This is a genomic window from Bradyrhizobium sp. RT6a, from assembly GCF_040547675.1.
GTDB lineage: Bacteria > Pseudomonadota > Alphaproteobacteria > Rhizobiales > Xanthobacteraceae > Bradyrhizobium.
The window spans coordinates 122,200-134,754 of record NZ_JBEPQC010000007.1 but is presented as its reverse complement, the minus strand read 5'-3'; the positions used below and the strand labels follow the sequence as shown (position 1 = coordinate 134,754).

Here is a 12,555-nt window from a genome sequence, read left to right as displayed (position 1 = left end):
GGGGATGACGGACTGCCAGGGCTCTCCTACGGCGCCAGATACCGCAGCAGCTCCGGATTGCCCCTCACCTCGGCTGCCTCGCCTTGCAGCGCGACGCGGCCGCGGTCGAGCACGTAGGCGTAATCGGCGACGCGGAGCGCGAGGTCGAGGTGCTGCTCGACGATGATGACGGCGATGGTTTTCGCGAGCTCGATCAGGCGCTCGGTGATTTCCTCGATCACACCGATCCAGACGCCTTCGGTCGGCTCGTCGAGCAGAAGCAGCTTGGGATCGCCCAGCATGGCGCGGCCGATGGCGAGCATCTTGCGCTCGCCGCCGGAAAGCGTGCCGGCAGGCTGGTCGAGGCGCTGACCGAGCTTTGGGAAGATGGTCAGCACGTGGTCGACCGCGTCGGCCTTCCTGCTCGCGAGCGAGCCGACCGCGAGATTGTCGCGCACCGACAGGCGCGCGAACACCGAATGCTCCTGCGGCACGTAGCCGATGCCGGCGCGCACGCGCTCCTGGGTCGCGCGGCGGCTGATGTCGCGCCCATCGAAGGCGACTTCGCCCTTCCACGCCGGCAGCTCGCCGACGATGGTCTTCATCAGCGTGGTCTTGCCGGCGCCGTTGCGGCCGAGCACGGCAACACCGCCGCGCCAGGGAATGCCGAGGTTGACGTCGAACAGGACCTGGCTGCGGCCATAGCCGGCGTTGAGATGCTTGATGTCCAAAAATTCAGGCACGGCGCAAATAGATCTCCTGGACGGCCTTGTTGGCCTGGATCTCCGACACCGTGCCAGATGCCAGCACCTTGCCCTGGTCGAGCACGGTGAGGCGATCGCAGATGTCGCGGATGAAATCGAGATCGTGCTCGACGATGACCAGAGAGCAATGTTTTTTGATCGGCTGCAGCAATTCGCCGGTGACGCGGCGCTCCTCAAGGCTCATGCCGCCCGTCGGCTCGTCCAGCAGCAGCAGCTTCGGCTTGCCGGCAAGCGCCATTGCGATCTCCAGCCATTGCTGCTGACCGTGCGACAGCGCCGCCGCCGCGTCGAACGCGCGATCAGCGAGGCGGAACTGCGTCAGCATGGTCATGACCTGATCGTGCAGGAGCCCGCGCGTGCGCGAGAACACGAGGTCGAACAGCGAGGACTGCGCCTGCAGCGCGAGCAGGATGTTGTCGTAGAGCGTCAGCGTCGGCAGCACGCTGGTGATCTGGAATTTCAGGCTCATGCCGGCGCGGGCACGCTCGGTCGGCGTGAACGCGGTGATGTCGGTGTTGACGAAGGAGACCTTGCCCTGCGTCGGCACCTCGGCGCCGGCAATGCACTTCATCAGCGTGCTCTTGCCGGAGCCGTTCGGGCCGATCAGGCCGTGGAACTCGTTCTCGCCGACAGTGAGCGCGGCGCCATCGAGCGCGGTGAGCTTCCCGAAGATTTTCTTGACGTCGGTGGCTTCAAGGAGCGGCATCGCGCTTCTCCTTCCCGGTCTTCCTGGATCTGCCACCAAAGCTGCCGACCCGCTCGCGTTCGCCGAGCACGAAGCTGATCAGGCCGAGCGGCCGGAACAGGATCACGAGCAACAGCAGCACGCCGAGGATGATCGGCCAGACCTCGCGATAATTGTCCGAGAGCCAGAAGCTGACGCCCTCGACGATGACAGCGCCGATGACGGCGCCGATCAGCGTCCCGGAGCCGCCGAACAGCACGTAGAGCACGACTTGCGTCGAGACCACGACGCCGACCATGTTGGGCCAGACGAAACCTTCGTGGAAGGCGTAGAGGCTGCCGGCAAGACCCGCCACCGCGCCGCCGATCGCGAAGATGATCGCCTTCAGGTGCTGTGCCTTGTAGCCGAAGAAGGCGATGCGCTGCTCGTTCTCGCGCAGGCCGGCCAGCGCCAACCCGAACTGCGAGCGCACCAGAAAACGGCAAAGCAGATAGACCACGACGAGAAGGCCAAGCACGAGATAATAGAACGGCGGCCCTTCCGAGAATTCGTAACTGCCGAGCGTCATCGGCGCGATCGAAGGGATGCCGTTCTGGCCACCGAGATAGTACCAGCCGCGCGCCAGCCGGTCGGCGGCGTAGGAGCCGGTCAGCGTGCCCAGCGAGACGAAGATCACGCTGGAGGGATGCCGTCCCAGCAGCAGGAAGCCGCCGAGCAGCAGCGCGAAGGTGAGGCCGATGATGGTGCCCGCAGGCAGCACCAGGAAGATATTGGTGATGTCGAGGTCGCGCGCGAGCAGCGCCACGCCATAGCCGGCCGAGCCGAAAAACAGCGCCTGGCCGAAGCTCATGATGCCGGCATAGCCCCACACCAGGTCGAACGACAGCGCGAACAGCGCGAGAATGATCACCCGCGTTGCGAACACCGTGAGGTAGTCCTGCAGCACCAGCGGTGCGAGGAGCGCCGCGACCAGCACGATACCCTCCACGATCGGCAGGACCTTTCGTCCCGGAGCGGCTTGCTTCGTTGGTCCGTGCTCAGTCATCGCGACGACCGCCTCCCCGCCGATGTCGGCGGGGATCGCCTGTTTCACTGCGCCCATCGACTTCAGCATTCCGCCTTAACACTCCTTGGGATCGACGAGCCCGTCGCTGCGTCCGACGATCTCGTAATTCCCGCCCTTGGCGACCGCGGTATACATCTTCATCTTGCAGTGCCGCTTGCCCGGCACCATCTCGGCCGGTCCGCCCGGACCCTCGGCGATCTTGGCGTGATCGAGCGCAGCGGCGACCGACTCCCGGTCGATCTTGCCGGCTTCCTTGACGGCGGCTTCCCACAGCTTTAGGCCGCGATAGGTGCCCGTGGCGGCGCTGCCGGCGGCAAACAGGAAGTTGCCCGGGAAATCCTTCTCATAGGCCGCCTGGATTTTCGCGTCGAACGGGTTCTCCTTGGTCAGCACCTTGAAATAATCGAGACAGCTGGCGAGACCCTCGATCTCGGCCGCCTGGTTGATGTTGAGCGTGTTCTCGTCATAGTAGACGCAGGCCAGCCGCCCGCCGTTCTTGAGGAAGCCGGCTTCATAGAGCTGCTTGAAGAACGGGCCGACGCCGGGCGGGATGACGGTGTTGAAGACGACGTCGACCTTGTTGGAGATGATGCGGTTGACGGTCGAGGAGAAGTCGACCTGGTCGAGCGGATAATATTCCTCGAACACGACCTCGCCGCCGTTGGCCTCGATCACCTTGCGGGCGTAGACGTTGAGCGTGTGCGGCCAGACGTAGTTGGCGCTCGGCAGCGCGAACTTCTTGCCGCCGTTCTTGATCAGCCAGGGAATGAACTCGTCGCATTGCTGCGCGGGCGTCGGCCCAGTGCAGAACAGATAGGGCGTGCACTCCTTGCCTTCGTAGAGCTGCGGATAGATGTAGAGCGTCTTGCCGCGCGCGACGATCGGGTCCTTGATCGCGTTGCGCATCGACGAGGTGATGCCGCCCAGCACCATATCGACCTTGTCGCGCTGGATCAGCTTGCGGACATTGCCAACCGCGACGGATTCGTTCGAGGCGGTGTCCTCGATATAGAGCTCGAGCGGGCGGCCGAGCAGACCGCCGCCGGCGTTGATCTCCTTGATCACCATCTTCGCGACGTTGGCGTCGGCATTGCCGGCGTAGGCGATCGGCCCGGTGAGGTCGGTGGCGATGCCGACCTTGATCGGGGCTTCGGCCGCATTGGCCCAGGGCGCCGGAATCACCCAACTGCCGACGCCGGTTGCGACCGCCCCGGAGGCAAAGGCGAAATTCGAGAGGAAGCGGCGACGAGAGAGCTGAGTGCGATCGGACATGTGACTAAACCCCTTTTCCAGCGATGAGGCCCTGCGGCCGGAATTTGATGAAGACGATGGCGAGAACGAAAACGAGGACATCGGCCACGACGGGCGCCATCACCCAGGGCAGCGCGGCACTGAGCGTGCCGATGAGCCCGGCGCCCGCGACCGGCCCGATGAAGGAGCCAACGCCGCCGACCATGACCGCGACAAAGCCCTGGATCAGGAAGCGCAGGCCGAGATCGGCGAACAGGCTGAACACCGGCACGATCAGAGCGCCGGCAAGGCCGGCAAGTGCCGCACCGAACGCAAAGGTGGCGCCGTAGATCAGCGGGGTGGAGATTCCGGAGGCGCGCGCCAGCGAGGGATTCTCGAGCGTGGCGCGCACGCGCAGGCCGAAGCTGGTGCGCGCCAGCAGCAGATAGCAGCCGCCCATCACCAGTGCCGTGATGACGATGATGGTGAAGCGCCAGGCCGAAATGTGCATGGCGCCGATGTCGATCGAGCCGCCGATCGGCTCCGGCACGGTGAGATAGAAGCCGCCGATCAGGCCGCGCACGGATTCGCGGATGATCAGGCCGAGCGCGTAGGTGCCGAGCATGGCAACGATGGGGGCTGCGTAGAAGCGTCGGATGATCAGCGCCTCCAGTACGAAGCCGAGGGCGCCGACGACGAAGGGCGCGGCGACCATGCCGGCCCAGATCGGCAGGCCCTTGGCGTAGGCGAGATAGGTAATGTAGGCCCCGAGCAGGACGAACTCGCCCTGCGCGAAGTTGAAGATGCCCATCATGCTGGCGATGATCCCGAGCCCCAGCACGATCAGGACGATGATCGCGCCAAAGCTCAGGATTTCGAACGCCGCGACGAACGCGTTAGCCATATGATGGGTTCTTGTTTTGACGCGTTTTCTTGACGCGAACCGGTATCCACTTAGCTTGAAAACGCTCTGGTCCGTCCGTCTGCATAAGTCCCTCGCTCACATCTTCTTCCAGTCGCCGATCTGCTCGAACGCATGCGCGGCGCGGTAGATGGTGGTTTCCTCGAACATGCGTCCGACCAGCATCAGACCGACGGGCAGGCCGTCGACCATGCCGCAGGGCAGCGACATCGCGGGATGATGGGTGATGTCGAACGGCGCGGTGTTGGAGATCATTTCCAGCGCACGCGCGACATAGTCCTCGCGGCTGGCCGTGGGCTCCGGCAGCTTCGTCGCCTTCATCGGCGTGGTCGGCAGCAGCAGCAGATCGTAATCTTTGAAGGCCTTGTCGTAGGCCGCGGTCAGGCGGCGGGAGATGTTGAGCGCCTTGCCGTAATAACGGGGACCGAAAGTATTGTTGATGTAGGTGCCGAGCAGCAGGAACAGCTTTGTGGTCTCGGACAGTGAATCCGCCTGCCGCCGCCAGCCGCGATGGAAGTCCATCAGCGTGGTCGAATAGAGGTCGGAGCGGGACAGGCCATAGCCGTCGCCATACATCATGGTCTGGGTCATGCCCTCGGTGCCGATCGGCGTCCAGATCGCGGGGCCCATGAGATGCATCGGGATCGAAACCGTCTCGACCGTGGCGCCGAGATCCCTAAAACGCTTTGCGGCCTCCCGCACGCTCTCGTTCACGGCGGCTTCCGCATTCGCCTGCTCAAAACCTTCCTTGAGGATGCCGACCTTCATGCCCTTGACGCCCTGGCCGAGCGCCTTGGTGTACTCCTCGACCTTGGGCGCCTTGATGCGGGGATCGTAGCCGTCGTCGCCGGCGAGCACTTCGAGCAGCAGCGCGTTGTCGGCGACAGTCGCCGTCATCGGGCCGGTGTGATCGACGAACACCTCGATCGGCATGATGCCGGTGTAGGGCACGAGGCCCCAGGTCGGCTTCATGCCGTAGGTGCCGCAGAACGAGGAGGGCATGCGGATCGAACCGCCCTGGTCGCCGCCGATCGCCATGTCGACCTCGCCGAGCGCGACGACGACGCCTGAGCCTGACGAGGAGCCGCCGGCCGAATAGCCCATCTTGTGCGGATTGTGGACGGCGCCGACCGCATTGGTGTGGCTGCCGCCGGACATGCAGAAGGATTCGCAATGGACTTTGCCGGCGATCTCGGCGCCGGCATCGAGCATGCGCGTGACGATGGTGGCGTCGAAATCGGGGACGTAGCCTTCCAGCGTCGCCGAGCCGTTCATCATGGGAACGCCGGCGAGCATGATGTTGTCTTTGAGAGCGACCGTCTTGCCCTTGAGCTTGCCGCTCGCCGCACCCTTGACGGTCGACTTGCGATACCAGGCGTTGCGCGGGTTCTCTTCCGGCGAGGGCCGATAGCCCGGCGTGCGCGGATATTTGACCTCCGGCACCTCGTCCGGCATGGCGCCGACGAGATTGTAGGCTTCGATCGAGCCCTGCATCAGGCCGCGGAACGAGGCGACATCGTCGTCGGATAGCGAAAGGCCGCACTGGTCGGCGACACTGCGAAGTTGGGCTGGCGTGGGAAGGACAACTGTCACGGCGCTCTCCTCAAAGGCTTCTTGATCCCTGGAATTGGAATCCCTGGCATTGGAGCCTCATAGGCGCACGTGTGCGGCGCGCGCCAATCGGCTTCACTTCGATATTACAGACGGAAATATTTTCCTTTTCAAGTATTATTTTGGACTCGGGCGTTTGCAGATGGCCGCGCCGGCATCAGATCGGTTTGATCAGCTTGAAGTCTAGGCCATCCGCCCCGGCCAGATACATTTGCATCCGGGTGTGACCGTTCCTGACGGTGACGGGGCCGCGCGCGCCGCCATAGACGATGTTGCGGCCGGCCGCGAGCATCGGGCCCATCGCCAACGTGCCCGCCTTGTTCGCGACGGCTTCGAGGAAGCGCAGTCCCTCATAGCTGGATTGACCGAGCGAGCCGATCGGAGGCCCGTTCGGCCCGAACATCGCGCGATAGCGGCTCTGGAAGTCATCATTGGCCCGCGATCCGATGCCGGGGAAATAGCCGGAGGCGCAGAACAGGTTCTCGCTGTTGTCGGCGCCGATTCCGAGCAACACGGTCTCGTCCATCGCCCCGGCCAGCCGCAGCGTCGTGGCGCCCAGGCCGCATTCGCCGAACGCGCGATTGAACGTGATGCTGTCGGTGCCGATCAACGAGATCAGCACGACGTCCGGCCTCGCGGCACGGATGCGCTCCAGATGCGGCTCATGGTTGTCTTCGCCGAGGGGAACGAACTCTTCGCCGACGACATGGCCGCCGGCCTCCTTGATGTAGCGCTTCACCGCGCGGTGCGACTGCCATGGCCAGACATAGTCGCTGCCGATCAGGTACCAGCGCGCCGCCTTCTTGACGTCGGCGAGCCAGTGAATGGAAGGACGGCTCTGCCAGCGCGGCGTCTCGCCGATCGCCATGACGCCCGGTGTCTGCTCGCCGCCCTCGTAGACGGGCGTGTAGATATAGGGGATGCGGTGGCGGGTGGTGACCTTGCGCAGCGCCACGCGCACCGCGCTGGTATGCAGTCCGACGATGAGGTCGATCTCATCCGAAGCGATCGCCTGCTCAGCGCGGCTCAGAATCTCGTCGAGTGGACCGCCGGCGTCATAGATCGAAAGCTCGATCTCGCGCCCGAGGATGCCGCCGCGCTTGTTGATCTCGGCGACCGCGAGCTGCGCGCTGCTCGTCGCGCACGGGCCCCAAACGCCGGGCGAGCCGGTGCAGCACATGAAGCCGCCGATGCGGAGCTTGTTGTGTGCACCGCGGCGCTTCATGAAATGCGCATCAACCGGCGACAGGTCGAAATCCGCTGCCGCGGGCGACAGATTCCTGAACAGCAAGGACGGCGGCAAGGCCGGACCGCCGTGAGCCGGGAAGTTTACCGTCGCGCGCACGCCAACTCCTGTCTGACACCAGACTTGAAAGCTCATTCAGCAGGCGGCCGCGGCACCCGCCCTATTGTTGGGCAATATCCTATTTTGAAAATATTGAATATTCAAGAATTGAAGTGCATATAGATGCAGCATCGATTGCAAGACATTCACTCATTTGGGTCAAGACAAAGTCTTAGCCGTGGCAAAACCGAACACCCCGATCACCGAACACCTCGCCTACCTGCTCGCGCAAGCCAACCGGGAGATCAACCGGCAGCTCGAACTGCGGTTGAGCAAGGAAGGCGTCCCCGTCGAGCAGTGGCGCATCCTGAAAGTGCTGTCGGATGGCAACGGCCATTCGATGGGCGAGCTCGCGGACGCCGTGCTGCTCAACCACCCAACGCTGACCAAGATGATCGACCGCATGGTCTCTGACACGCTGGTCTACCGCGTGCAGGACCCGAACGATCGCCGCAAAGTCCTGATGTTCATCTCCGACCGCGGCAAGGTGCTGAGCAAGAAGCTCAACTCGCTCGCGGTCGACCAGGAGGAACACATCCTGGAGAGCTACGGCGACAAGTCGACGAGCGAATTGAAGCGGCTGCTGGAGAGCTTGATCGACAGTTCGAATTGAGGATGCGTTTAGCGCGCTCCCTTAACACGGTCGTCCCGGCGATGGAGATGGAGCTGCGCGCCACATACTCGCTGTCATCGCCCGATTTAATCGGGCGATCCAGTATTCCAGAGACTGATTTTTGGATCGAGAAGCCGCGGCGTACTGGGTCGCCCGGCTAAACCGGGCGACGACAGCGGAATGTGAGACGCGATCGTCGCGCCTCACCACGTCCCTACGCATACCGCCCGTGGCAGTGCTTGTACTTCTTGCCTGAGCCGCACGGACAATCCTCGTTGCGGCCGATCTTGCCCCAGCTTGCCGGGTTCTTGGGATCGCGCAACGCGGCGTCGGTGGCCTGCGCTCCGAGGGTGACGCTGGCGAGCGCCATTTCGTCCTCGCCGGTGTTCGGGTCGAACTTGTGGGCTTCCATCGGCGGCAGCACCGGGGCTTCCTGCTCCGGCGGCACGATCTCGACCCGCATCAGCTGCGCCGTGACGGCCTCGCGCAGATGCGCGCTCATCTCCTGGAAGAGGTTGAACGCTTCGGTCTTGTACTCCTGCAACGGATCACGCTGGCCGTAGCCGCGCAGGCCGATGACCTGGCGCAGATGGTCGAGCATGATCAGATGCTCGCGCCAGAGATGGTCGAGAGTCTGCAGCAGAATGGTCTTCTCGACGTAACGCATCACGTCGGGACCCCATTGCGCGACCTTTGCGGCCATGTGCTCGTCGGCGCGGGTCTCGATCCGCGTGAGCAGCTCCTCGTCGGCGATGCCTTCTTCCTTGGCCCAGTCCTCAACCGGCAAGTCGAGATCGAGCACGCGCTTGAGCTCTTCCTTCAGCCCCGCGACGTCCCACTGCTCGGCATAGGCATGCTCGGGCACGTGCTTGGCGACGAGGTCGTCGATGAAGGCGTGGCGCATGTCGGCGACGGTCTCGGCGACGCCGTCGTCCTTCATCAGGTCGACGCGCTGGTCGAAGATCACCTTGCGCTGGTCGTTCTGGACGTTGTCGAACTTGAGCAAATTCTTGCGGATGTCGAAGTTGCGCGCCTCGACCTTCTGCTGCGCCTTCTCGAGCGCCTTGTTGATCCAGGGATGGATGATGGCCTCGCCCTCCTGCAGGCCGAGACGCTGCAGCATGCTGTCGAGGCGATCCGAGCCGAAGATGCGCATCAGATCGTCTTCCAGCGACAGGAAGAATTTCGAGCGGCCGGGGTCGCCCTGACGGCCGGAACGGCCGCGGAGCTGGTTGTCGATGCGGCGGGATTCGTGGCGTTCCGAGCCCATGATGTAGAGGCCGCCGGGCTTCTTCACGGTCTTGGCGGGCTTCGAACCCTTCGCCGGCTCGATCTCGACCTCTTCCTCGGCCTTCAGCACGATGTCGCGGAAGTGCTCGATGTCGGCCTTGATCTGCTCGATCTTCCTGGCCTTCTCGGCCTCGTCCTCGATCGAAGCGGCCTCCTGCTGGATGCGCATTTCCAGCGAGCCGCCTAGCTTGATGTCGGTGCCGCGGCCGGCCATGTTGGTCGCGATCGTGATCGCGCCGGGGACGCCGGCTTCCGCGACGATGTAGGCTTCCTGCTCGTGGAAGCGCGCGTTCAGCACCGCGAACAGCTTTGCCGGCTTGCCGGCGCGGGCCGCGGCGTACAGCTTCTGCATCGAATGTTCGCTGCCGAAATCGATCTGCCGATAGCCGTGCTTCTTGAGATATTCGGCGATCACTTCCGATTTTTCGATCGAGGCGGTGCCGACCAGCACCGGCTGCAGCCGCGCATTGGCGCGCTCGATCTCGGCCAGGATCGCGGCGTATTTCTCGTTCTGGGTGCGATAGACCTCGTCGTCCTCGTCGAGACGGGCGACCGGCAAATTGGTCGGGATTTCCACGACCTCGAGCTTGTAGATGTCGAACAGTTCGTCGGCTTCGGTCAGCGCCGTGCCGGTCATGCCGGCGAGCTTTTCGTACATCCGGAAATAGTTCTGGAAGGTGATCGAGGCCAGCGTCTGGTTTTCCGGCTGGACCTGCACGTGCTCCTTGGCTTCCAGCGCCTGATGCAGGCCTTCCGAATAGCGGCGGCCCTGCATCATGCGACCGGTGAACTCGTCGATGATGACGACCTCGTCGTCGCGGACGATGTAGTCCTTATCGCGCGTGAACAGCGTGTGGGCGCGCAGCGCCTGGTTGATGTGGTGCACGACGGAGACGTTCTCGACGTCGTAGAGCGACTCGCCCTTGAGCTGGCCGGCATCGCGCAGCAGCGTCTCGATCTTCTCCATGCCGGCTTCGGTCAGCGTCACCGTGCGCTGCTTCTCGTCGACGTCGTAGTCGGACTTGTCGAGCTTGGGCAGGAAACCGTCGATGGTGTTGTAGAAGTCGGAGCGGTCGTCGAGAGGGCCGGAGATGATCAGCGGCGTGCGCGCTTCGTCGATCAGGATGGAGTCGACTTCGTCGACGATGGCGTAGAAGTGCGGCCGCTGGACCATGTCCTCGAGCCGGTACTTCATGTTGTCGCGCAGATAGTCGAAGCCGTATTCGTTGTTGGTGCCGTAGGTGATGTCGCAGGCATAGGCCGTCTTGCGCTCGGAATCGTCGAGGCCGTGCACGATCACGCCGGTGGTCAGGCCGAGGAAGCCGTAGATCTGGCCCATCCAGCCGGAGTCGCGGCGGGCGAGGTAGTCGTTGACGGTGACGACGTGGACGCCCTTGCCGGCGAGCGCGTTGAGGTAGACCGCAAGCGTTGCGACCAGGGTCTTGCCTTCGCCGGTCTTCATCTCGGCGATGTCGCCCTCGTGCAGCACCATGCCACCGATCAGCTGGACATCGAAATGGCGCTGGCCGAGCGTGCGCTTGGCGGCTTCGCGGACCGTGGCGAAAGCGGGGACCAGCAGGTCGTCCAGGGTCTTGCCCTCGGCGAGCTGCTTCCTGAATTCGACAGTGCGGGCCTTGAGGGCCTCGTCGGAGAGTTTCGAGACCTCGGGCTCCAGCGCGTTGATCGCGTTGACGCGGGACTGATATCCCTTCACCCGCCGGTCGTTGGCGGAGCCGAAAAACTTGCGGGCGAGCGCGCCGATCATGCTTAGTTCCTGTGTTCGCGATTCAACCGCGTTCGCGTTGCAGCCAAAAGGTTGTCACCCGCCTGCCTATCAACTCACCGTGACGCCTGCTGGGCGCCGGAGCCCGGACTGCGGGGGGTCCATCCGCCATATGGGTGGGAGTTGGGCAAGTCTGGGTTCAACGGCCAAAAACGCAGCAAAATAAACGCCATCGCATGGACGCGACCGGGCAGAGATATGGCCCGGTCAGGGCCTTGTCAACGGCGGGTGCATTGCGGCTAATTCATCATTTTGACAGACTTTTCGCGTTGCCAAGGCCCCCTGAATTGGGCGAGTGTCCGCCCCGCTCGAGCAGCCCCCTGCTTCAACAAAAGGATTTTCCATGACCACCTCGTTCCCGGTAACCAAAACCGGCCTGCGCTTCGGCCTCGCCACCGCCCTGGTGGGCTGCCTTGCGCTGGCGCTGATCGCGGGTCCCGGCCGGGCTGCCGACGATCCGGTGCTGGCGAAGGTCAATGGCGCTGAAATCAAGAAGAGCGACGTCGCCATGGCCGAAGAGGAACTCGGGCCGAGCCTCGCCCAGATGGACCCGGCGACCAAGGACGAGAACGTCCTGTCCTTCCTGATCGACATGAAGATCGTCGGCAAGGCCGCCGAGGACAAGAAGCTCGCCGACGGCGAGGAGTTCAAAAAGCGCCTGGCGTTCGCCCGCAACCGCCTCCTGATGGACAGCCTGCTTGCAGGCGAGGGCAAGGCCGCCACCACCCCGGATGCCATGAAGAAGGTCTATGAGGAGGCCTCCAAGCAGATCACCGGCGAGCAGGAAGTCCACGCCCGCCACATCCTGGTCGAGACCGAGGACGAGGCCAAGGCGGTGAAGGCCGAGCTCGACAAGGGCGCCGATTTCGCCGAGCTCGCCAAGAAGAAGTCCAAGGATCCGGGCTCGGCCGACGGCGGCGACCTCGGCTTCTTCACCAAGGAGCAGATGGTGCCGGAATTCTCGGCAATCGCCTTCGCGCTCGAGCCGGGCAAGATTTCCGACCCCGTGAAGTCGCAGTTCGGCTGGCACATCATCAAGGTCGAGGAAAAGCGCAGCCGCAAGGCGCCGGACTTCGAGCAGGTCAAGGCGCAGATCGAGCAGTATGTCACCCGCAAGGCCCAGGCCGATTATGTCGCCAAGCTGCGCGCGGAAGCCAAGGTCGAGCGGATGGACCAGCCGGCGGACGCGGCAAAGGACGCCAAGCCGGCCGATGCGGCCAAGCCTTCTGACAGCAAGATGGCGCCGCCCGCGAAGAAGTAAGAATTC

General features: G+C 63.8%; 10 protein-coding genes. 2 read left to right on the top strand and 8 right to left on the bottom strand.

Features of this window, described 5'->3' with window-relative positions; genetic code table 11:
* Positions 1–26: 26 nt before the first annotated feature.
* From ABIC03_RS29940 to ABIC03_RS29910, 7 genes are all read right to left on the bottom strand, one after another.
* A complete protein-coding gene (locus ABIC03_RS29940; RefSeq protein ID WP_354063410.1) occupies positions 27–722 on the bottom strand; it encodes a branched-chain amino acid ABC transporter ATP-binding protein in 696 nt (231 codons plus the stop codon).
* Positions 715–1,449, bottom strand: a complete 735-nt coding sequence (locus tag ABIC03_RS29935; RefSeq protein WP_354063408.1) for an ABC transporter ATP-binding protein — start codon at positions 1,447–1,449, stop codon at positions 715–717. Before ABIC03_RS29935 ends, ABIC03_RS29940 begins: the two co-directional genes overlap by 8 nt.
* Positions 1,436–2,542: a branched-chain amino acid ABC transporter permease gene (locus tag ABIC03_RS29930; protein WP_354063406.1), complete on the bottom strand. Its 1,107-nt coding sequence runs from the start codon at positions 2,540–2,542 to the stop codon at positions 1,436–1,438. The genes ABIC03_RS29935 and ABIC03_RS29930 overlap by 14 nt, the downstream gene beginning before the upstream one ends.
* A 6-nt stretch (positions 2,543–2,548) precedes the next feature.
* Positions 2,549–3,766, bottom strand: a complete 1,218-nt coding sequence (locus ABIC03_RS29925; RefSeq protein WP_354063404.1) for a substrate-binding protein — start codon at positions 3,764–3,766, stop codon at positions 2,549–2,551.
* Between the two features lie 4 nt (positions 3,767–3,770).
* Positions 3,771–4,628, bottom strand: a complete 858-nt coding sequence (locus ABIC03_RS29920) for a branched-chain amino acid ABC transporter permease (protein ID WP_275172720.1) — start codon at positions 4,626–4,628, stop codon at positions 3,771–3,773.
* Positions 4,629–4,724: 96 nt separating this feature from the next.
* Positions 4,725–6,239, bottom strand: a complete 1,515-nt coding sequence (locus ABIC03_RS29915) for an amidase (RefSeq protein ID WP_354063402.1) — start codon at positions 6,237–6,239, stop codon at positions 4,725–4,727.
* A gap of 175 nt (positions 6,240–6,414) precedes the next feature.
* A complete protein-coding gene (locus ABIC03_RS29910; protein WP_275172718.1) occupies positions 6,415–7,602 on the bottom strand; it encodes a substrate-binding domain-containing protein in 1,188 nt (395 codons plus the stop codon).
* Between the two features lie 178 nt (positions 7,603–7,780).
* Between ABIC03_RS29910 and ABIC03_RS29905 the strand changes: the two genes are divergently transcribed.
* Complete coding sequence (locus ABIC03_RS29905; RefSeq protein ID WP_007599198.1) at positions 7,781–8,215, top strand: MarR family winged helix-turn-helix transcriptional regulator; 435 nt, start codon at positions 7,781–7,783, stop codon at positions 8,213–8,215.
* Positions 8,216–8,429: 214 nt separating this feature from the next.
* Here the strand turns inward: ABIC03_RS29905 and secA are convergent, their stop codons facing one another.
* Complete coding sequence (gene secA, locus ABIC03_RS29900; protein ID WP_354063399.1) at positions 8,430–11,270, bottom strand: preprotein translocase subunit SecA; 2,841 nt, start codon at positions 11,268–11,270, stop codon at positions 8,430–8,432.
* Between the two features lie 361 nt (positions 11,271–11,631).
* On the opposite strand from secA, the gene ABIC03_RS29895 reads away from it, so the two are divergent.
* A complete protein-coding gene (locus tag ABIC03_RS29895) occupies positions 11,632–12,549 on the top strand; it encodes a peptidylprolyl isomerase (RefSeq protein WP_275172716.1) in 918 nt (305 codons plus the stop codon).
* The last annotated feature ends 6 nt before the right edge of the window (positions 12,550–12,555 follow it).